18 protein-coding genes are annotated in these 21,604 nt (G+C 64.3%); 6 read left to right on the forward strand and 12 right to left on the reverse strand.

Translation table 11 applies throughout. The features are described 5' to 3' along the window. Nucleotides 1-172: 172 nt before the first annotated feature. The 4 genes from K728_RS0115065 to galK all read left to right on the forward strand — a co-directional run bounded on the left by K728_RS0115065 (nucleotide 173) and on the right by galK (nucleotide 4,191). Entirely contained in the window at nucleotides 173-853 is a 681-nt protein-coding gene (locus tag K728_RS0115065; protein ID WP_019482205.1) for an SDR family NAD(P)-dependent oxidoreductase, read from the forward strand. A 220-nt stretch (nucleotides 854-1,073) separates the two neighbouring features. Continuing rightward, on the forward strand, nucleotides 1,074-1,889 hold the full coding sequence (locus tag K728_RS0115070) for a DeoR/GlpR family DNA-binding transcription regulator (protein ID WP_024477192.1): 816 nt from the start codon (nucleotides 1,074-1,076) through the stop codon (nucleotides 1,887-1,889). After that, the gene (gene galT, locus K728_RS0115075; RefSeq protein WP_024477193.1) at nucleotides 1,886-3,034 is read left to right on the forward strand and encodes a galactose-1-phosphate uridylyltransferase; all 1,149 of its coding nucleotides are present in this window, start codon (nucleotides 1,886-1,888) and stop codon (nucleotides 3,032-3,034) included. The genes K728_RS0115070 and galT overlap by 4 nt, the downstream gene beginning before the upstream one ends. After that, complete coding sequence (gene galK, locus K728_RS0115080; RefSeq protein WP_024477194.1) at nucleotides 3,031-4,191, forward strand: galactokinase; 1,161 nt, start codon at nucleotides 3,031-3,033, stop codon at nucleotides 4,189-4,191. The genes galT and galK overlap by 4 nt, the downstream gene beginning before the upstream one ends. A gap of 54 nt (nucleotides 4,192-4,245) precedes the next feature. Here galK and K728_RS0115085 read toward each other — a convergent pair whose 3' ends face one another. The 5 genes from K728_RS0115085 to K728_RS0115105 all read right to left on the reverse strand — a co-directional run bounded on the left by K728_RS0115085 (nucleotide 4,246) and on the right by K728_RS0115105 (nucleotide 11,901). Further along, entirely contained in the window at nucleotides 4,246-6,408 is a 2,163-nt protein-coding gene (locus K728_RS0115085; protein WP_024477195.1) for an alpha-galactosidase, read from the reverse strand. Nucleotides 6,409-6,431: 23 nt separating this feature from the next. Continuing rightward, nucleotides 6,432-8,339 carry an amylosucrase gene (locus K728_RS0115090; RefSeq protein ID WP_024477196.1) on the reverse strand — a complete coding sequence of 636 codons (1,908 nt, stop codon included), beginning with the start codon at nucleotides 8,337-8,339 and terminating at the stop codon, nucleotides 6,432-6,434. 222 nt (nucleotides 8,340-8,561) lie between these two features. Continuing rightward, a complete protein-coding gene (locus tag K728_RS0115095) occupies nucleotides 8,562-9,509 on the reverse strand; it encodes a carbohydrate ABC transporter permease (RefSeq protein ID WP_019482200.1) in 948 nt (315 codons plus the stop codon). After that, on the reverse strand, nucleotides 9,506-10,501 hold the full coding sequence (locus K728_RS0115100; RefSeq protein WP_156808985.1) for a carbohydrate ABC transporter permease: 996 nt from the start codon (nucleotides 10,499-10,501) through the stop codon (nucleotides 9,506-9,508). The genes K728_RS0115095 and K728_RS0115100 overlap by 4 nt, the downstream gene beginning before the upstream one ends. 83 nt (nucleotides 10,502-10,584) lie before the next feature. Then, nucleotides 10,585-11,901, reverse strand: a complete 1,317-nt coding sequence (locus K728_RS0115105; RefSeq protein WP_019482198.1) for an ABC transporter substrate-binding protein — start codon at nucleotides 11,899-11,901, stop codon at nucleotides 10,585-10,587. 120 nt (nucleotides 11,902-12,021) lie between these two features. Here K728_RS0115105 and K728_RS0115110 point away from each other — a divergent pair, with 120 nt between their 5' ends. Beyond that, nucleotides 12,022-13,275: a glycoside hydrolase family 32 protein gene (locus K728_RS0115110; RefSeq protein ID WP_024477197.1), complete on the forward strand. Its 1,254-nt coding sequence runs from the start codon at nucleotides 12,022-12,024 to the stop codon at nucleotides 13,273-13,275. Here K728_RS0115110 and K728_RS0115115 read toward each other — a convergent pair. The 7 genes from K728_RS0115115 to K728_RS0115145 form a co-directional block, all read right to left on the reverse strand. Then, nucleotides 13,261-14,319, reverse strand: a complete 1,059-nt coding sequence (locus tag K728_RS0115115) for a LacI family DNA-binding transcriptional regulator (protein WP_024477198.1) — start codon at nucleotides 14,317-14,319, stop codon at nucleotides 13,261-13,263. The two genes, K728_RS0115110 and K728_RS0115115, sit on opposite strands and share 15 nt — an antisense overlap. Before the next feature lie 159 nt (nucleotides 14,320-14,478). Further along, entirely contained in the window at nucleotides 14,479-14,775 is a 297-nt protein-coding gene (locus K728_RS0115120; RefSeq protein WP_019482195.1) for a transcriptional regulator, read from the reverse strand. Beyond that, entirely contained in the window at nucleotides 14,768-15,418 is a 651-nt protein-coding gene (locus tag K728_RS0115125) for a hypothetical protein (protein WP_019482194.1), read from the reverse strand. The genes K728_RS0115120 and K728_RS0115125 overlap by 8 nt, the downstream gene beginning before the upstream one ends. 101 nt (nucleotides 15,419-15,519) lie before the next feature. Continuing rightward, nucleotides 15,520-16,725 (reverse strand): MFS transporter, encoded by a 1,206-nt coding sequence (locus tag K728_RS0115130; protein ID WP_024477199.1) that lies wholly within the window; start codon nucleotides 16,723-16,725, stop codon nucleotides 15,520-15,522. Between the two features lie 7 nt (nucleotides 16,726-16,732). Next, on the reverse strand, nucleotides 16,733-17,617 hold the full coding sequence (gene trmB, locus K728_RS0115135; protein WP_019482192.1) for a tRNA (guanosine(46)-N7)-methyltransferase TrmB: 885 nt from the start codon (nucleotides 17,615-17,617) through the stop codon (nucleotides 16,733-16,735). A 157-nt stretch (nucleotides 17,618-17,774) separates the two neighbouring features. Next, the gene (locus K728_RS0115140; protein ID WP_019482191.1) at nucleotides 17,775-18,551 is read right to left on the reverse strand and encodes a type 1 glutamine amidotransferase domain-containing protein; all 777 of its coding nucleotides are present in this window, start codon (nucleotides 18,549-18,551) and stop codon (nucleotides 17,775-17,777) included. Nucleotides 18,552-18,629: 78 nt separating this feature from the next. Further along, a complete protein-coding gene (locus K728_RS0115145) occupies nucleotides 18,630-19,871 on the reverse strand; it encodes a M20 metallopeptidase family protein (RefSeq protein ID WP_024477200.1) in 1,242 nt (413 codons plus the stop codon). Nucleotides 19,872-20,175: 304 nt separating this feature from the next. Between K728_RS0115145 and K728_RS0115150 the strand changes: the two genes are divergently transcribed. Next, nucleotides 20,176-21,604: DEAD/DEAH box helicase (locus K728_RS0115150; protein ID WP_024477201.1), on the forward strand; the 1,429-nt coding region annotated here is incomplete at its 3' end.

Consider the following 21,604-nt stretch of genomic DNA (forward strand, 5'->3'; position numbering starts at 1 on the left):
GGGCCGCCGCCCACGACGAGCTGTCCTGGACGGACCCCAACTCGCGGCGGGTGGAAGAAGCCTTCGAGGAACTCGAAGCCAGCTCGGCCACCGAACGGGAACTGGACCGTCTGAAGAACCACCACCCCCGCGACTAGGGCCCAACCCGGGCGTCGTGGGTAGACTCGGCGGCATGACAACAATCAGTGGCAACCATTTCCTGGTCATCGGCGCAACTGGGGTGCTCGGCGCCGCCGTGGCGCGGCAACTCGTAGCAGCCGGGGCGCGGGTGACCCTTTCCGGACGGTCCACTGAGAAGCTCGACAGCCTGGCCGAAGAACTCGGGACCTCGGTAGCCGGAACCATCCCAGCCGATCTCACGCATCCCGGCGCGCCAGCTGAAATCGCGGACGCTTGCGAGGATCTTGACGGTTTGGTCTACGCCGCCGGTGTGGTGGCCTTCGGCCCAGCCGCGGAGCTCGACGATGAAACCCTGGACGAGCTCCTTCTGGTGAACCTGATGGCGTACATCCGGCTCATCCGGGCGGTGTTGCCGCAGCTGCACAAGGACTCAGTGGTGATTCAGGTCAGCGCCGTCGTGGCCGAGAGCCCCACCGCCGGCATGGCAGCCTATTCAGCCAGCAAGGCTGCGCTCAGCGCGTTCGGTAAAGCGTTGACGCTGGAAACCCGGCGGCAGGGCATCCGGGTAATCGATGTTCGGCCGCCGCACACCGAGACGGGCTTGGTGAACCGCGCGATAGCAGGATCCGCGCCTCGCCTTCCGCAAGGGAAGGACCCGGAAGCCGTCGCGGAACGGATCGTGGCGGCCATCGTGAACGGCGAGAAGGACCTGCCAGCGGCCGCCTTCAGCTAACCGCTCCACGGGAAGGCATCGCCGCCGATCCCGGGGTCAAGCGAGGTCGGGACCGAGAGGCACAGAGACTCTCACCAGCGGATAGTGAAAAGCGCCTATTCCCTTCCCGTGTTCATCATGATAGATTTTGTTCGTTTCCGCGCGAACCCGTTCGCTTCTCGCAGTGTCGTGATCCGCTGATACGCAGTGCCAACGCGCCCACACAGCCGGTAGGAGGATCATGTTTGCAGCCGAGCGCCATGCCGCCATCCTCGACAGGCTCACCCGCCGGCCTGCGGTGCGGGTCAGCAAACTCGCGCTGGCCCTCGGCGTTTCGGAGATGACAATCCGCCGGGACATCGATGTCCTCGAAACGCGCGGGGCGCTCGTGCGCGTGCATGGCGGTGCCGTGCGTCCCGGCACGATCAGTGCGGTGGAGCCGGGGTTCGACGCCAACAGGATGCGTGGGAAGGAAGCGAAGCAGCAGATCGCGGCCATTGCGGTTTCCCTCCTTGCACCCGGCATGACCGTCTCCATCACGGGCGGCACCACGACCTTCGCCCTGGCCCCACTCCTGTTCCGTGTGCCTGGACTTACCGTCATCACGAACTCCCTTCCCCTGGCGGACGAACTGCACCGCTTGCATGGCGCAACCTCAGGCGACGGTGCACCGCGGGTACTGCTTTCGGGGGGTCAGCTCACTCCGTCGAAGGCGCTCGTGGGACCCCTCGCCACGAACACGATCGCCTCCCTGCGCGCAGACCTGTGCTTCATGGGAGCGCACGGTGTGGACGCAGCCGCGGGTATCACCACCCCGAACCTCGCCGAGGCGGACACGAACAAGGCGTTCGCGCGCACCTGCGGCAGACTCGTCGTGCTCGCCGACGCCACGAAAATCGGCGTCGTGAGCCTCGCCGGAGTCGCTCCGCTGGGCACGGCTGCGGCCCTGGTCACGGACCGGCAACCCGACAGCGAGTACGGGGCCCTCACCCGCATCCTCCGCGAACCCGTTCCCGACCCCCACCTGTTCGATCCTCATCTGGAAGAGCGCCCATGACCTCCATCACCCCTACCCGCCTGTCCGACGGGCGCGAACTGATCTACTTCGACGCGCACGAGGACAGCGCTGCGCGACACCGTGACGCAGCAGCTACCCGCGACACGCGTGGGCTGCCACCCCGCGGAGCCGCCGGTACCGCGCGCTTCGACGCGCTGTCGGGCGAGTGGGTCGCCGTCGCCGCCCACCGCCAGTCGCGCACGCATTTGCCGCCCGCAGATCAGTGCCCGCTGTGCCCGACGACGCCGGCGAACCGCTCGGAGATTCCAGCCTCTGATTACGAGGTCGTCGTGTTCGAGAACCGCTTTTCCTCGTTTGGCCCCGATCTCGGCGGGCTTCCGGAGACGCCGGGCTGGGGCACGACGGCGACAGCGTCAGGACGGTGCGAGGTCGTGGCGTTTGACTCCGCGCACGAAGGATCCTTCGGCTCACTCAGCCCCGAGCGCGCCAGGACGGTCATCGACGCCTGGGCGCACCGCACCGAGGCGCTGTCCGCGATGCCCGGAATCAAACAGGTCTTCTGCTTCGAGAACCGCGGCGCCGATATCGGCGTGACACTGTTGCATCCGCACGGCCAGATCTACGCCTACCCGTTCATCCCGCCCCGGGCCGCGACCCTCGCGGCGCGGGCAGCGGCGTTCTTCGAAGCCTCGGGCGGGCGGCAGACCCTCATGGGCCATGCCCTGGCCGCCGAGCGGAGCGCCGGGGACCGCATGGTCCTCGAGGGAAAACACTTCAGCGCCTTCGTGCCCTTCGCGGCACGGTGGCCCCTCGAGGTACACCTGGTACCCCACCGGCAGGTCGCCGATCTGGCGGGCCTGACCGATGAGGAGCGGAACGAACTCACCACCGTCTACCTGGAGCTCCTTGGCAGGCTCGACGCCCTCTACCCCACCCCCACGCCGTACATCGCGGCATGGCAGCAGGCACCGATCGATGACGGGCTACGGCCCGCGAGCTACCTGCACCTCCAGCTGACCTCGCCCCGGCGGGCCGCCGACAAGTTGAAGTTCCTCGCTGGCTCCGAGGCCGCGATGGGCGCCTTCATCAACGACACCACCCCGGAAACCGTCGCGGAGGCACTCCGCCGCGCCACGCCCGCCACTAACGCTGCTGCCGTTTCAGCCCGGAAGGACCACGCATGACCTCCACCCCGCACGACCTCGCGGCGGCCTTTGCCGACCGGTTCGGCACTGAACCCGATGGTCTGTGGTCAGCGCCGGGACGCGTCAACGTCATCGGTGAACACACCGACTACAACGAGGGTTTCGTCCTGCCCTTCGCCATCCGGCACTCGACGACGGTGGCGGCCGCTGTCCGCGGGGACCGGTGGGTGCGGGTCGCGTCCACCTTCGCCCACGACGACGACGCCGTCACGGCCGACCTCGACGACTTGGCCGAAGGCGGTGTCGAGGGCTGGGCTGCGTATCCGCTCGGTGTCCTGTGGGCCTTCGAACAGTCGGGCTACCGCTGCCCCGGCATGGACCTCCTGGTCGACTCCTCCGTCCCCGTGGGAGCCGGGCTCTCCTCCTCCGCCGCACTGGAGTGTTCCGTCGCCGTCGCGGCAAACGAGCTCGCTCAGGCGGGGGCATCCCACCAGGAGCTTGCTGCTATTGGGCAACTGGCGGAGAACCGGATGGTGGGAGCGCCGACCGGCATCATGGACCAGTCGGCGTCATTGCTGGGCGAGGCCGGGTACGCCGTCTTCCTTGATTGCCGCTCCGGGGAGTCCCAGCTGGTCCCCCTCGACCTCGAGGCCGCCGGGCTGGAACTGCTGGTGATCGACACCCGCGTCAGCCACTCGCATTCCACCGGNGGCGGGTACGCGGCGCGTCGCCGCTCCTGCGAACTCGGCGCCAAGCTGATGGGCGTTCCCGCCCTCCGGGATCTATCAGTCAAAGACCTGGCCGAAGCTGCCGGTGTCCTCGACGAGGAGACGTTCCGCCGGGTGCGCCACGTCGTGACGGAAAACGCGCGGGTTCAGGACGCCGTCCGGCTCCTCACCCGCGAGGGACCCGCTGCGCTCGGCCCGCTGCTGGTGGCCAGTCACGCATCGATGCGGGACGACTTCGAGATTTCCTGTGCCGAACTGGACACGGCCGTTGACGCGGCCCTCGACGCCGGCGCACTGGGCGCCCGGATGACCGGCGGCGGCTTCGGCGGCGCGGCCATCGCGCTTGTAGCCGTCGACGATGTACCCACCATCCGGGCGGCCGTCGAGGATGCCTTCTCCGCTGCCCGTTTCCGGGCGCCGGTCATCTTCAGCGTCCTGCCCGGCGCAGGAGCTGCCCGTATCGCTTGACTGTCACCCCAGGCTTTCCCTGGGGTGAAGCCTGGGGTGAAGCGCCCGCCTGGTTCAGTCAGCTGCGCCAAGGCTTCCGGTCGCATGAAGTTCGATCAGGATGGACTGCTCGGGGAACAGGACGGGTGCCTGGATGCCGACATGGGCGAGGCTGGTCCCGGTCAACTCCAGTGGCGTGCCGGTCAGAGCTGCTTCGGCCCAGGCCAGGGGTGACTGGCCGTTGCCCGGAAGGGACGTGTATGGGCTGGCGAGCCGCAGCGTGTAGGAGCGGTCCGGGTCAAGGCCGGGGAAGGTGAGTTTCCCCGGCGGGTAGGACGCGCTGGAGGCGGTGAGCGAGTAGGCGAACAGGGCCGCGGACTGGTCGGAGGCGACCGTTCCGCGCAGGTCCATCGCCGGATCCGGCAGGTCCGCGTGAACGACGATGCCGGTGTGGAGGATGTCCCGCCACCGGACGTGGAGGTCGATCCACCCCCTGAGGTGTGCTGTCTCCGTCGCGGTGAGTGTGGAGATATCCCATTCGATGCCGTAATGACCGAAGATCGCTGTCGCTGCCCGGAAGGGCAGGGTATGGGTTCGACCGGTGGAGTGGGAGGTCGGACCGCTGATGTGCATTCCCATGAGTTCGGGAGGTACCAGAAGTCCGGTGTACTTCTGGATGGTCAGCCGCTCGAGGGGATCGATGCAGTCGCTGGTCCAGATCCGGTCGGTTTGGTCGAGAATTCCGAGGTCCACGCGGGCTCCGCCGGAGGCACAGCTCTCGATCTCCAGCCCAGGGTGGCGGTCCTTGAGCGTGCGCATCAACCGGTACACGGCAGCGACGTTCTGATGGACGACCGCGTGACCGGTGGAAGCGTCTGCGGCGTCGAGCAGGTCCCGGTTGTGGTCCCACTTGAGGTAGGAAATGTCGTGGGAACTCAGGATCGTGTCAATGCATTCCAGGATGTAGTCGTAGGCGGCCGGGTTCGCGAGGTTCAGGACCTGCTGCTGGCGGCCCGGGACCGGAAGCCTCCCCTCGGCCTGGATGATCCAGTCGGGGTGGTTCACAGCGAGCTTGGAGTCGAGGTTGATCATCTCTGGTTCGAACCAAAGGCCGAATTCCATGCCGAGGCCCCGGACGTGATCGATGAGCGGGGTGAGACCGTCGGGCCAGACCTCGGGGTCAACAAACCAGTCGCCCAGGCTGGAGGTGTCATCGCGGCGGCCATCGAACCAGCCGTCATCCAGGACGAACCGTTCCACGCCCAGGGCGGCTGCCTTGTCGGCAAGGCGGGTAAGGCGGTTGAGGTCGTGGTTGAAGTACACGGCCTCCCAGGTGTTAAGCGTGACGGGGCGGCGGGACGAGGGGTGAGCGGGGCGGGAACGGACCTCGTCATGGAAGCGGGCGGACAGTTGGTTGAGGCCGTGCCCCCAGGACGCCATCATCAGCGGGGCTGTGTACGTCTCGCCTGGCGCGAGGACGATCTCTTCCGGGAGCAGCAGTTCCCCGGCGCTGAGGAATGCCTGGCCCGTCGGAGTCTTCTCGGCGCTGAGCTGATGATTCCCGCTCCAGGCCAGATGTATGGCGTGCACCAGACCTGTCTCGAATCCGAAGGACTGGGTGCCAGCGACCAGCACGAGGCTGGCGTCAGCGCCGGGTCGACCGCGCCGGCTTTCCCTGCGATAGCTTCCCTGGGTAAGCAGGTGGCGCTGGGGGCTCCGTTCGCGCAGATGCCGCCCCGTCGTATCCAGCACCTCGACCGCTGAATCGGGCAACGGCACGGATGCCAGCAGCGACCGTACCTCGTAGTCGGAGTCACCAGTGTTCGTCACCGACAGCTGTTGACGCAGAACACCGCCGGCGGTGAGGCTGATCGACCCGGTAGCGCGAAGGCGGGCAACCTCATCGTCAGCGGTGAACACCACCTCCTGCCCGCCAGCAACCTCTGTCTGCTCGAGCGAAACGTGGCGGAACGCGGGAAAGATATTCGCCCCCTGCCGGTGGCCGGTGAAACCTGGCGTGCCTTGCCAGCCAAACGCTTCCTGCGGAATGACCGACAGCTGGGCTGGGACATCGAGGCCCCCGGAGACGCGTTGCGGCACCAGAGATGCCGCAAGTGCTGAGAGCCGCTGCTCGTTCAAGGCTCCCAGGGACGGCCCCCAGTGCAGGATGGTCGGGACGCCGGGTCCGGAGGCGTCGATTACTACGCTGGTGTCCGCCGCTGATAAGTGGATAGGCATTGCACATTCTTTCAGAAAAGGGATCATGGGGTTCGATACCAGCGCACGCCGTGGGGTTCCAGGGTCAGGGGTGCGTGCAGGCGGCAGCGTTCGCCGGTGATGAGTTCCAGCGCGGTGTCGGGAAGACCCGAGAGGGTGTCAGCGGTGATCTTTTGCGGGGTGTCGGCGAAGTTACCGAAGACGACGACGGTCGAGGGTTCACCGTCGAGCAGGCCGGGGCGCTGGTAGCCGAGGACATGCGGGTTATTGGTGTTGAACGGGACGAGTTGTCCGCCGCCGAATTCTGGTGTCTGCTTCCGCACCTTGATGAGGTGTCTCAGCCGCGTGTAAATCGCCCCGGCGTCCGTGCCGGGGTCTGTTCGGGTCGCGTAGCGGTCTGCGGGGTAGGCGGGTCGGCCCACCCAGCGGCTGTCGCCGGCCTTGGCCGGATCCGCGAGGTAGGAGTAGTCGTTGAGCTGACCGACTTCGTCGCCCAGATAGAGCAGCGGGATACCGCCGGTGCTGAGGATGATCGAGTGGATGAGCAGGATACGTGCAACAGCGGCGGCGTCGTCGTCTGCTTCCAACCCGGCGAGGGATGCCGCGGTGCCGGAGATGCGGCAGTCCCCGGTACGTGGGTTGTCTTGGAAAGGGACTCCGCGGGCGAAGCTATCGGGGAACCGGTTGACGTAGAACGCGTTGAGGAACCGGCGGTGGTCATGCCCATTGACGCCGAGCTCGGCGGCCTCTTCGTCGGAGAAGGTCCAGCCGATGTCGTCGTGGCTGCGCACATAGTTGACCCACACTGTGCCCGCCGGGATGCTGTGCCGGCGTTCGAGGGCCTGGGCGAGCAGGGAGACCTCCCGGGTGGCGAGCGAGTTCCAAATGAGGGCCATCTGCAACGGGTTATAGCTGAGCTGGCACTCGCCCGGGTCGATGTACTGCACCACCTCGTCGGGGTGCACTATCGCCTCGGATTTGAACAGGAGGGATGGCGCGCCGAGTCGGCAAACCGCGTTGAAGGCCTGCAGCAGCAGGTGCGCCTCGGGCAGGCTCTCGCAGGTGGTGCCAAGCTGCTTCCAGATGAAGGCAACGGCGTCCATCCGGATGATGTCCACGCCCTGATTGGCGAGGTACAGCATCTCCCCGGCCATCGCCCGGAAGACGCGTGGGTTGCGGTAGTTGAGGTCCCATTGGAAGGAGTGAAAGGAAGCCCAAATCCATCGTCCGTCCTCGAGTTGGACGAACGACCCTGGGTGGTCATCGGGAAAGATCTCGCGGACGGTCCGCTCATAGGCGTCGGGCATCTCCCGGTCAGGGTAGATCAGATAGAAGTCTCTGTACTCCGGGTCCCCGGCGATGGCTTTGCGGGCCCAGGTGTGCTCGCTCGAGGTGTGGTTGAAGATGAAGTCGACCACGAGGGCGATGCCGCTGTCGCGCAGTTCCCGGGCGAGGGCCGCCAGATCGTCCATGGTGCCCAGCGCCGGATCGACGTCGCGGTAGCTGGAGACCGCATACCCTCCGTCCGAGTTCTCTGCCGGTGCCGCGAACAGTGGCATCAGGTGCAGGTAGGTCAAGCCGAGTTCCCGGAAGTAGGGGATCCGCTCGCGCAGGCCGGCGAGGTTCCCCGCGTAGAGGTCCACGTAACAAACACCACCGAGCATCCGGTGGGACTGGAACCAGTCCGGGGTCATGGCGCGGGAGGCGTCGATGCCCTTCAGATCCGCTGGGCGGTCCTGCCACGACGCGGCGGCGTCGAGTACCACCTGCAGCAGTTCGGCGTCCGCCTCCGGCCCGTAGATGCGGTGAAACAGCGATCGCAATCGGGAGAATTCCCGGTCGAACCGCGCCTCAAAGGACTGCCAGTCGGCATCCGACGTCGCAGGCCGCCGCGCGGACAGCAACTGTTTTTGGAAATGGTCATCAGGCAGACCTGAAGCGGTGGTCGGCACAGTTCTCCTTATTACTCGGTGGCACCTGATGAGGATGCGCGCGGATGTACAGGCGACCAGAAAATAATACAGCGACTCGCCCGGGGTAGGTCCTCGGATGACGAAAGTCTGGCCGCACACTCCTCGATGCGGCCAGACTTTTCTGCGTCAACTGCGCTGCGGTTGCTGCGTTGAGTGCCTGCGGCTGGTCAAACCTGGCCCACGCGCTGCACCCGCGAGGATTTACTTCACGGACCCGGCCGTCAGTCCGCGGACGAAGAACCGTTGCAGTCCGAAGAAGATGAGCAGAGGCACGACGAGGGTGATGAAGGAACCTGCCGCGACGCGCTGCCAGCCCTGCCCGTATTGACCCAGGAGTGTGTACAGCCCCTGTGTCATCACGGCGTTATCTCCGCTTTGGATGAAGATGTAGGCGACGAGGAAGTCGTTCCAAACCCAGAGGAACTGGAAGATTGCGAATGATGCCAGGGCTGGAACGGACATCGGGACAACCAGTTTCCAAAAAATCTGGAAGTGACTGGCCCCATCGATTTTGGCTGCTTCGATGAGTGAGTTGGGCAGGGTCTGCATGTAGTTTCGGAGCATGTAGATCGCCAGCGGCATCGCGAACGTTGCGTGCACGATCCACGCTGCCGGGTACTGACCGATGATCTGGATCCCGGTAATTTCGCCGAACCGGACGAACAGCTGGAGGACGGGGATGATGGCCAGCTGAACCGGAACGACCATCAGCCCCAGCACGATGCCGAAGTAGATTTCCTTACCGCGGAACTGAAAGAAGGTGAAGGCGTAGGCCGCCATCGCCGCGATCATGACCGGTAGCACGGTGGCAGGAACGGTAACGGCCACTGAGTTCCAGAACGTGGTTCCAACATCGAGAGCGGCCCACGCATCAACGAAGTTCTGTCCCGTCCACCCCTGGCCGAAAGGATCGACGAAGACAGTCCACCATCCGGTCGCGTCGACCCCGGCTTTGGTGCGGAAACTCGTGATGAGCAGTCCGAGCAAGGGGAAAAGCCAGATCAGGGCGATGGCCCCCATGATCAGGGTGGTGATGATGTGGGGCTTCTGCGCTTCGCCTGCTGCATTGAGGCGCCGCTTCTTCCGGTGGACATCGACGGTTGTTCGGCCTTTGGTTTCGTCGACGACCGGGGTAGGGATGAGAGTCATCGGAGTTCCTCCTGCGCCTTATAGCTGCGGATCTGATAAACGATGAGGGGGACCACAGCGATCATCAGGAGGATGACCACAGCGGCAGCCTTGCCGGGATTCTGGAAGCTGAAGAGCTGCGAGTAGAAGTCCACGGCAAGCACGCTGGTGTTGTACTGGCCTCCGGTCATTGCATAGATGATGTCGAAGATCTTCATGACGAAGATGACAACGGTGACGAAGACCGCCAGGATCGTGCCGCGAATCTGCGGGACAATGACGAGGAAAAAGGCGCGTCGTTCGCTGGCCCCGTCCAACCGGGCTGCTTCGATGGTTTCTTCAGGAACGGCCTTGATGGCAGCTGAGAGAAGCACCATGGCAAAGCCGGCATAAAGCCAGATAGCGATGCACATGATCAGGAAACTGTTGAGACGACCCGCGTCCAGGGTCAGCCAAGGCACCGGATCCTGATTGGTGAGGCCCGTCCAGATCGAGTTAAGCAGATAGATTTGCGGATTGCCGGGAGGGGCGTAGAAGTAGATGAACCTCCAGGTGACCGCGGCTGCGACGCCGCTGATGGCCATGGGCACAAAGATCATTGCCTTGAAGGTGGTCTCCCGGCGTTTCCCCAACTTGTCCGTGAGGATCGCAACGGCAAGACCGATCACAACCGTAGCTGCAGGGACAACGAGGACCCACAGCAGGTTGTTGAGCAGAACACCGAGAAACCCTGGGTCGGTCAGCAGCTCCTGGTAGTTCTGGAAACCTACGAAAGTGTCGCCCTCACCACGCCTCAGGCTGGTTTGGGTGAAGCTCTGCACGATGGTGCGCAGAGCCGGGTAGAGGAGGAATATTGCCACCAGCACGAAGACGGGGGCTAGGAAGACGTACGGCAGGAGCCGGGACTTCCACTTGTTGTTTGACTGCTCGACGAGCCAGTTCAGGCTCCAGAAGATCAGTAGTGATATGCCGAGTCCGAGGACCACGGAGATGAGTGCGCTGAAGATGGGCATCGCTTGGACCACCTGACGTTTCTACGAGGATGAGCCGAGGCGGCCGGGGACCAAATATCGGCCCCCGGCCGCTTGGGAGGTGGTTATCGGTCTGGCCAGGAGGCATCGATGGCGGTGAAGGCTTCCTCCATGGAGGATTGGCCTGAGAACCAGTTGGTCAGCTGCGTCCATTCGGTTCCTGCGCCAACTTCTCCGGGCATCTGGTCGGAGGCGTCGAAGCCGAAGACTGACGACTCGGCGAGGAGGTCTTGTGCCTTCTTCTGGAATTCCGAGGTGTAGTTCGAGGCATCGAAGTCACTGTGCGGGGAAAGGAAGATTGCCTGGCTGGCGTATCCATTGGTGCCGAAATCTTTGCCCACGAGGTACTCGATGACCTGCTTGGTTTCATCTGAGTCGGTGAACGCTCCGACGAGGTCTCCACCACCAAGCATCGCTGCATCGGTGCCTTCGGGGGAGGGGAGCTGGAAGAAGTCGATGTTGGACAGGTCGCCCGCTTCGATCTGGGATTTGATTTCATCGGGGAAGAAGTCAGAAATAAATGAACCCTGACGCATCATGAAGCACTGGCCGTTGTCCTTGCCATCAGCGAAGAGCTGGTTGCCGGCGGTTTGGAAGGATGTCGTCGCAGCAGCGGGACCGCCGCCGTTGATCTTTCCCTCTTCCAACAGTTGGCTGGCCACCTTTTCGCCAGCCTTCTTCACGAGATCGCTGTCGAAAGTCACGTCGCCTGCAATCCAGGCGTTGTACTCCTCGAGGCCGCCGTAGCGCAGCACGTACTCTTCGAGCCAGTCTGTTGCAACCCAGCCGGTGGCTGCACCCGATTCCATCCCCACGCACCAGGGCGAACCGAGATCCTCGTCGATGATGGTGGACTGCAGTTCGGTCAATTCCTCATCCGTGCTGGGGATGCTGAGGCCTGCCGCTTCGAAGGCACTCGGGTTGTACCAGACAAGTGACTTGACGTTGATGGAGTAGGGCAGTGCGTAGGTTTTCCCGTCAACCTGGGCGATAGTGCCCAGTCCATTTGCCTGGTCGGCCGTAATCGCGGCGACGTCTATGCCAAGGTCCTCAAGCGGGTACAGGGTGGAGGTCTGGCTCTTAAGGACGCCGGGCTGGGGGTAGATCGCGATATCGGGTGGGTTTCCGGCACTGGCACGCGAGACGACGGCCGTCTGGAAGTCGGTGTTGCCGTCGTAGGTGACCTTGACGCCAGACGTTTCCGACCATTTGTCGAGATCCGCCTGGAACGCTGCGGCCTGCACATCGGTGAACGCGCCCAGAATCGTGATTTCTTTGGCGTCGCCACCGCCATCCTCGCCGCCGCCGCCGCCGGAGCAACCGGTGAGGGCGAGCGCTATTGCGACAGTCAGTGAGCCGGCGATCTTATTAGGAAGCTTCATCGCTTCGTCCTTTCAATGACGAGTACTATAACCAAAACGTTTGGTGTTGAACGACTGTAACCAAAATCACACCCAAAGACAAAACGTTTTAGGTCTCAGGAACATAACGATTGGAGAACCATGGAACCTGCCCCTGCGCTGCCGCGTCCAAAGTTTCATTTCACCTCGCAGGGGTGGATCAACGATCCCCATGCGATCACCTTCGCCAACGGCCGGTACCACCATTTCTTCCAGTACGTCCCTGGGCAAACGGCTTGGGGGCTGGGGTGTTCCTGGGGCCACGCCAGCGGCCCGGACCTGTTCTCCCTCGAGGAACTGAAGCCTGCCCTGGTGCCCGGGGAAGGAGACGACGGTGTCTGGTCCGGCTCGCTCATCATCGACGCAGCAGGAACCCCGACAATTTTCTATACGTCAGTGACCAGTGACCATCCGGCGCTGGGTGCGGTGCGGACGGCGACCCCCCTTGACGATGACTGGATTGAGTGGAAAAAGGGTCCCATCGTGCTGTCCCCGCCGGTGGTGGAGAGTCTGAGCGCTTTCCGGGATCCGTCCTTCATCCGCTCAGCTGACGGCTGGCACATGATTGTTGGTGCCGCCTTCGCGGATGGCCGGGCTGGCGCCCTGGGATATTCGTCCACTGACGGTGTCACCTGGCGCGAGGATGGCCCTGTACTCAGCCGTTCGACGAATGAAAACCGTCCGCTATGGAGCGGAGCCATGTGGGAGTGCCCCCAGATCGTGGAAATTGATGGGCAGCATGCGCTCATCGTCTCCGTGTGGGATGACGACGTCCTCGTCGACGTCGTCTACGCCCTCGGTAACTTCGCCGACGGCGTCTTCACCGTGCGCACCTGGCGGCGACTCAGCTACGGGCCCTCGCCATACGCGGCAACAACCTTCCAGGACGCCGAGGGCAAGCCCTGCATGATGTTCTGGCTCCGTGAGATTGCTGGCACGGAGTGGATGGGTGCTCACTCGATTCCGTATCGCATTTCGATCGAGGATGATTCGTTGATGCTCACACCCCATCCCGACCTTGATAACTATCAAATCCCCGACAGACGTCGATCGGACACATTACCTGGTTCGGCGTACGACATCCTCTGGCCTGCATCGGCTGAGAACCATTTCGAAATCAGGCAGGACCATGCCGCGGTGCTCTCCTTCGAGCGCGGTTCAACTCATCTCGCGGTCTGTTTGCAGAATGAGAAATACAGCTTCCCGTGGGCGGGCGACATTCGCATCATCGTCGACGGGCCCGTGGTCGAAGTTTGTTCGCGGGCCAGCGTGTTCGCCGCACCGATGGCGGCGCTGGAGAAGTCATGGACCATTGTGGGTGCAGACGTGACGGTGTATCGGCTAGCGCGGAAATAGGTCCCCGACGCGAGGCGCTGAAATCGACTCTCGGGTCACCAGCTTGCCCGGCAGCCGGGTCTCCAACGGGGCAGCGGGTCGCTCCGATATCATCTCCGCCAGCGCCGCATCAACTGCCCACCTCCCCATACCGTAATGGGGTAACTCGACAGTTGTCAGGCCCGGCTGTAGCGCCGCGGCGACCGGCTCGAAATTGTCCACGGAGATGAAGGAAAGATTCGCGGGGATACTCACACCCATTCTCATGGCCGCCTGATACACGCCCATCGCCATCGGATCGTTGAAACAGAACACAGCGGTGACATCTTGGGAAGCCGACTCGATCATCTGCGTGAAGGCGACACGGCCTGATTCCGAGGTGCCGGTATCCTGGCCGGTAAAGACCCTGGGCTGCAGGCCGGCGTCGCGCATCGCCGCCTCGTACCCCGTTGCCCGCCCGGTTTTGCCGCGCCCGGCCCCGGTGACCGTGAGGTGAGCGATGGCAGTGTGGCCAGCGGACAGGAGGGTTTCGGTAGCCAGCCGACCGATCTGCTCCTCATCGGGAACCACTGAGCGAAGCTCCCCGCGGCTGTCGGTAGTGTCCACCAGCACCGACGGGATTCGATCAAGCTCCGGAGGTAATTCGCTGGAATCCTCATGGAACATTCGTGCATAGACGACAGCGTCAATCTGGGCGGCCAGGAGCGCGGCAAGTTGTTTTGATTCAATGTCACTATCGCGATTTGAGTTCACGACCACCAGAAGCTGGCCGCGCTCTGACGCGGCATCCTGGGCGCCAAGGACAACACCGGTGGCAAACGGTGTAGTAGCAATGTCGTCGGATACCAGGCCGACGATTTGTGAACGCCTGCTCCTCAACCCGCTGGCCATCCGGTTCGGGGCATAGCCCAGTTCGCGGGAGACCTCCAGCACGCGCTTCCGGGTGGATTCAGCAACCTTGCCCCTGCCGCTCAAGGCGTGAGAGACGGTCGTGATCGACACGGAGGCCGCTCGAGCAACATCCTCGATTCCGACAGGCTTGACGAAAGCATCACTAGACGCCACGGTTGCTCCCCTCAATGCGCTTCGTACAGATCACTGTAGACCAAAACGTTTACCGTGAGACCTGTGCCACACGCCAGCCGGCAATTCCCAACCGGTATTGCCGCTGGTATTCCACCCGCGGGTCAGGAAAAGCGGGTCACTGTGGCTCCTGTCGAATGATCAGGAGAGTCCTGCGAGGAGGTCCTGCAGGGCCTTCCGGTAGTCGGCAAAAGCCGCCTTACCCTTGACGGTGATAGCGACATAGGTGGCGGGAGTGCGCCCCTCAATGGTCTTGGTGATCTCCACATACCCCGCCTCCTCGAGCTTGCGCAGGTGGGTCGACAGATTGCCCGCTGTCATGTCCAGGATCTTGCGCAGCTTGGTGAAGGCAATGCGGTCCCGCTCGCCGACTTCGTTGAGAGTGGTGATGGCTCGCAGGCGGGCCTCGGCATGGATGATGGGGTCCAGCTCAGGCATGGGTCAGCTGCCTTTGCTGACGACGGCGGACAGTTTCCACCGCGGCGCCCGCCAGGAAGCCGCCAGAACCGAAGATGAAGAACACGGTGAGATAGTGCTCGGACCCACTCAGCAACGCCACCATGTTGATGACCAGGAACCAGACGCCCATGAGGGACTGGGTTTTATCGTTGAAGGTGGTTCCGCCGGTGATGTAAAGAAGTCCCACAATCAGAATCGCGATGCCGTTGATCAGCATGCCACGGACCCAGAAGTCGTCGACGACGTTGGCGATGATTCCGCTCAACGTGCCCATGACGAGGAACCCCAGCGCCCAGGCAACGCCGTACATGGCGCCGAGGAACGCGCTGTGCCCTCGGATCCCACGGCTGTAACGGCCGGTAGTGACAATCGTGATCACGATGGCGATTAGCAGGAAGACGCCGAAGATGGCTAGCGCGGGCTCATGACTGAGCGGTAGCCACCCGAAGCGGGAGCCATGCAGGGTGCCGAAACCCAGCAGCCAGGAAAGCCCCCAGACCAGATACAGCAGGGCTTCATTGCCGCGGAGCTCACGACGAGCAGTGTCTTCGGCGCTCTTCACCACGCGGAGAGCGTTGTGGAGATCGAGCGGCTGATCGCCGTCGGGTGCTTGAGTAATCATTTGGTTCCCCCCTGGTCTGGACTACGCGTAACCGATTACGCAAACTAGTTTGTCACGCAAACCAGTCTGTGCGCAAGAGGGGGGCGGGGTGATCTGGTGGGCTAGTGGTTTGGCGCGCCGCGGAGGGTTGTCGCCGCGAGCAGGCCGGCAACGACCGCCAGCGCGCTGGCAAAGAGAACAACGCCAGCCCAGCCAAAACCGCCGAAGAAGAATCCACCGATCCAGCCAATCAGGCTGGAACCGGCGTAGTAGAAGAAGTTGTAGAGGCTCGACGCCTGGGCGCTGCCCAGCGCAGCAAGTCGCGGCGTCCACCCGGCAGCCACCGCGTGAACGGTGAAGAACCCGCCCGTGAAAATCACCAGACCTACGACAATCAGGGGCAGCGAATCGGTGAGCGTGATCAGCAGGCCGATGACTATCACCGGGATCCCGGCCAGCATCACCCGAAGCCGGCCAAACCGGACGGCCAGGGTTCCGGCCACCCGGGAGGTGACGGTTCCGGCCAGGTAGGCGAGGAACAGCAGGCTGATCACCGCGACGGGGAGGCCGAATGGCGGGNCAAGCCGGAAGCCGAGGTAGTTGTACACCGCGACGAACCCGCCCATCAGCAAAAATCCCTGGGCATAGAGGCCGAGCTGCCTCGGCGACCTGAGGTTGTGGACGATCCGTTCAGACAGCTTCGGTCCGATCCCCCTGACCACGGGGGTGAATCGTCGCGGCGCGGGGGCCAGCCACACGAAGGCCACGGCCGCCAGCGCTGCCATGAGGCTTGCGGCCAGTACACCGGCGCGCCAATCGAACAGGTCGGCCACCGGGCCCGCCACCAGCCGCCCGGACAGCCCACCGATGGTGGTCCCCGCAACATACGTCCCCGCGGCGACGGCGGCGTGTAACCGCTGCACCTCCTCGTTGAGGTATACCAGGGCGATGGCGGGGATGCCGCCGAGGGCTGTGCCCTCCAGGAACCGCAGCGCCAGCATCAGCTCGAAGGTGGGTGCCAGGGGAACCAACAGCCCGAAGGCGACGGCGGCGCTGATGGCCCAGGTCATGGTGCGTTTGCGGCCTGCCCGGTCGGCTACCCAGGACCAGGGGATGACCGCCAGCGCGAGGCCGATGGTGGCGGCAGACACGGTGAGAGCTGCCTGCGCCGCCGAGATGGAGAAGCCGTCGGCGATGCTCGTGAGCACGCTCTGCACCGAGTACAGCTGGGAAAAGGTAGCCACTCCGGCGAAGAACAGGGCCCAGAGCATCCGGTTATACGCTCGGCTCCCTTTTGCATGACCGTCCCACATCGCGGGCGGGGTCATCGCTCGCCTAAACCCGACGATAGGTCAGGTCAAAGATCATCCTGCCGGCCTCGTGGGCCTTGTTCTCGAAGCTGGTGAGGATTCGGCCGTCAAAGCGGGGGGCCCACCCGCCGCGGGTGTCGATTCCCTCATTGACTCCGGTGTTTCCGGTGCTGACGGGGTCTTTCCCTTCCCTGACCGGGGCTCCGCCGACCACCAGTTCCACCCCGCTTTCCCACACCTGGGTGAGGGGGCTGTCCGCGCCGGTGCGTTCGCCGTCGTGCGCGTTGGTGAAATCATCTGACGCGTCCAGGACGTCGCGCATCTGCACGGCGTAGTCGGACCAATCGGTTGCCAGCCGCCAGAGGCCGCCCGGTGCGAGCACTCGTGCCGCGACGTCGGCGAAGTCCGCTTTGACCAGGCGGCGCTTCCGGTGGCGGGTTTTGTGCCAGGGGTCGGGGAAGAATACCCAGAGTTCGCTGACGGATCCTTCCGGCAGCATGGTGGCGAGGGCCTCGGCGGCGTTGGCCTGCGCGATCCGAACGTTGGTGAGCCCCTTCTGCTCGATCCGCAGCAGGGTCTGGGCGAGGCCCGGTTTGTAGACTTCCAGCGCCAGAAAGTTGAAGTCCGGCTGCAGCTCGGCGGCGTGGGTGATCGCTTCGCCGAGGCCTGAACCGACTTCGACGACGAGGGGTGCGTCACGGTCGAACTCGGCTGCGGCGTCGAACCGGTACTCGGGATCCACTGAAGTGTCGGCCATGGTGCTGCGTGGGACGTCGACCACGAAGCCGTCGAGTTCCGCCCACGCCTGGCGGCGCCGGCCTTGGAGGCGCGATCCCCTCCGGACGAAGGAAACCGGCTGGGACAGGTGCTGCTCGGCTGGTGGAGTGGGGGCTGCTGGGTTAGTGCTCATTGTTCTAAGCGTATCCAAGCGAACGAAACGCGCCCGCAGTGAGTGTCAGAACGACCCCGCACAAGCGGGTCAATCCAACACTCTCAGCGGGCGCGTCCCAGATAACGCGGCACCAGATAACGGGGCCCCAGGAAAACGGGGCCCGAAATGAGGGAGCCTAGTGGTCCGACTCGGCGGCCGCGGCCGCTGCCGCCTTCTCAGCGTCTTTCTCGGCCCGCAGAGCCTCGGACTCGTCCTGCTCTTCGGCCTTCTCCTGGTGGATGACCTCCGCGAGGAGCTTCTCCATCTCCTTGGCAACCCCGCCGGCGGAGGCCGGGTTCTGGCCGGTCACCAGACGCTCGTCGACAATGACCTTCTCCTCGAAGACACCAGCCGAAACATGGGTGGCACCCTGCTCCTCAAGGCGGTCAGCCAGGAAGAACGGAATGATCTTGTCCTTGTCGGCGGCGACTTCCTCATCGTTGGTGAACGCCGCAACGCGCTTGCCTTCGACCAGGCGCAGGCCATTCTCCAGCTCTACGTTCAGCAGGCCTGCGGGGCCGTGGCAAACGGCTCCGACCACTCCGCCAGCGTTGTACACGCTGGCAACAAGCTTCTGCAGGCCCTCGCTGTCCGGGAAGTCCCACATGGTGCCGTGCCCGCCGACCAGGTAAACGGCGTCGTACTGCGAAGGATCAACGACGTCGACCCGTGCCGTGTTGTACAGGCCGGCCTTGGTGGTCTCGTCCTCGGTGAAGGCCACCTGGATCGGGTCGGATGTGTCGACCTCGTCGCGGGGCGGGACGCCACCCTTGATGGAAGCGAAGTCAACGAAGTGACCCGAATCCTTGAAAACCTTCCATGGGTGAGCAGCCTCGGCCACGTTGTAGCCGGTCTTCTCGCCGGTGTCGCCGAGTTCGGAAACGCTGGTCAGTACAAGTAGGACTTTTTTCATTGAGTGCTCCTCTAGTCGTTATTTCCACCCTAGGCGAGGAGCACTGGCAGCGCACCTCGCGCCGGGCGGAGGCCCCAGTCAGCTCACGACGGCGGCCAGTTCGGCGATCCGCGCCAGCGCCAGCTGCGTGTACAGGGCTGCACCGTCGCCCAGCACATTGTCGTCGAACGTCGCATACGGAGAATGGTTGAAGGCACTCTTCAGCGGGTCGGAGCCGGGCGTCGCCGCGGACAGGAAGACGAAACTGCCCGGTACCGCTGCCAGGATCCGCGAGAAGTCCTCCGATCCGCTCAGCGGCTGGGCCATTCTGCTGTACCGTTCCGAGCCAAACAGGTCGGCGATGACCGATTCCGCCCGCACCGTCTCGTCGTCGTCGGTGACGGTCAACGGATATTCGGTCGAGTAGTCAACGGTCACCTCAACCCCGTGGGCGGCGGCAATGCCCGCCAGAAGCCGCGGGATCACGTGCTGCAGCTTTTCCCGGTTTGCCTCCGAGAACGTCCTGACCGTCGCCTCAAACATGGCCGACTCGGGGATCACATTGCGTTTGGTGCCGGCCCTGAGCACCCCAACGGTCACCACCACCGGATCGAACATGTTGAACTGCCGGGTAATCATCACCTGCAGGGCGGTCACCATCTCCGCTGCGGCGGTGATGGGATCCTTCGCCAGATGCGGGGCGGAGCCGTGCCCGCCGGCTCCATGCACGGTCACCGAGAGCCCATCCGACGCCGACATCAGCGTGCCGGGGCGCGTCGTCAACCGGCCATTGGATTCCAGCGCCGACATGACGTGCAGCCCATATGCGGCGTCGGGCAGCCGCCCGGCCACCTCGAGCACTCCCTCGCGGATCATCACCCCTGCGCCGTCGAACCCTTCCTCTCCCGGCTGGAACATGAGGACGACGTCGCCGGCGAGTTGAGCCCGNCGCCGCTCGGCCAGGAGGGTGGCGGCACCGGCGAGCATCGAGGTGTGCAGGTCGTGGCCGCACGCATGCATGGCCCCGTCAATAGTCGAGGTGTACCCCACTCCCGTCTGCTCCTGGACGGGCAGGGCATCCATGTCTCCGCGCAGGAGGACCACCGGCTTGTCGGCTGACGAGTAGGCGCCCTGGCCACGGAGCACAGCGGTCACCGAGGTGGTGTCCCGGCCCAGGGTGATTTCGTAGGGCAGGCCGTCAAGAGCCTCGAGCACCTTCTCCTGGGTGCGGGGCAGCTGCAGGCCGATCTCCGGCTCCTGGTGCAGACGGTGGCGCAGGCGCACCAGGTCGTCCTGGATGCCGTGAGCTTCGGCGAGTACCGTCTCAGCGGAGTGTGTCATGGGCCCCCCGATAGCTGTGGTGTCAGTCACTTCCACCCACAGTCCACGGCCAAACCGCCCCCAACGCAAATCCAGGACAGCTTTCGCTGATAGAGTTGGGGTACTTGTCTGCGTGTCGGCTTGGTTGGGATCACTTCAACTGTGCTGGAAAACGATCGCAGCTTGCGTCGATGAACGCATTCTTTTGTCCCGCATTTGAGCTCCCAACATTGTGAGCGCGGTTGACACTGTCTGACTTTTCTTCGGCGAACCCCTCGCGTCAACCGATTCGTGGGGAAGATGAAAAGAAAGTTCGTGTACCTACATGACTACTTTTGCTGCACTCGGTGTGCCCAAGGCGCTGGTCCAAACCCTTACTGCCCAGGGAATCACCGAACCGTTCCCCATCCAGGTCAAAACCCTGCCGGACACCCTGGCTGGCCGCGACGTGCTTGGCCGTGGCCGCACCGGCTCCGGTAAGACCCTCGCCTTCGCGCTGCCCATGGTGGCCCGGCTCGCCGAGCAGGAAGCCGCCTACCGCCGGAAGCCCGGTCGCCCCCTGGCCCTGGTCCTCGCCCCGACCCGCGAGCTCGCCACCCAGATCAACGCCACCATTGAGCCGCTGGCCACAGTGCTCGGGCTGAACACCACGGTCATCTACGGCGGCGTCTCCCAGGCCCGCCAGGAGAAGGCGCTCCGCGCCGGCGTCGACATCGTCATCGCCTGCCCCGGCCGTCTTGAGGACCTGATGCGCCAGAAGCTCATCACCCTCGACGCCGTGGAAATCACCGTCCTGGACGAGGCGGACCACATGGCTGACCTGGGCTTCCTTCCCGTCGTGAAGAAGCTCCTGGACACCACGCCCAAGGAAGGCCAGCGCCTGCTGTTCTCGGCCACCCTGGACAACGGCGTGGACAAGCTCGTGCAGCGGTACCTGACCAACCCCTTGACCCACTCGGTCGATGACCCTCAGGCCTCGGTGACCACCATGGAGCACCACGTGCTGCTGGTCGGCGACCAGACCCAGAAGAAGCAGCTGATCGTTCAGCTCGCCTCAGGGAGCGGACGTCGTCTGCTCTTCATGCGTACCAAGCACCACGCCCGCAAACTGGCCAAGACCCTGACCGACGCCGGCATCCCGGCCGTCGATCTGCACGGCAACCTGTCGCAGAACGCCCGTGACCGGAACCTCGCCGAGTTCTCCTCCGGCGACGTGCGCGTTCTGGTCGCCACCGACGTCGCCGCCCGCGGTGTGCACGTGGACGACGTCGAACTGGTGGTCCACGTGGACCCACCCACCGAACACAAGGCATACCTGCACCGCTCGGGCCGTACCGCCCGCGCCGGTTCGTCAGGGACCGTCGTCACGATCACCCTGCCGGAGCAGAAGTCCGAGGTGCAGAAGCTGATGCGCGCCGCAGGCGTTGACGTCGCCTTCGAGAACGTGAAAGCCACCTCACCGCTGGTCGGCAAGCTGATCGGTGATGTCGCGGAGAAGATTGACCCCCGCACCCGGGCGTCGCTGGTCGCATCCCGCGAGGCACAGCGTGGGGGCGGTACCTCCACTGGAGCCAATGCCCAGCGCAAGCGCCGCGGCACGGCAGCACCGTCAACGGGTGGCCGCGGTGGACGTGGTGGACGCGGACGCGTTGCAGCCGAGCCAGGTAACCGGTCAGACCGCCGGCAGGATCAGCCCCGCGGAGCCCGCTTCGGCGGCCAGACCGGCGCTTCGGCTGGCGCAACCACCGGCGGCG

Source organism: Arthrobacter sp. CAL618 (assembly GCF_000468215.1).
Taxonomy (GTDB): Bacteria; Actinomycetota; Actinomycetes; order Actinomycetales; family Micrococcaceae; genus Arthrobacter_D.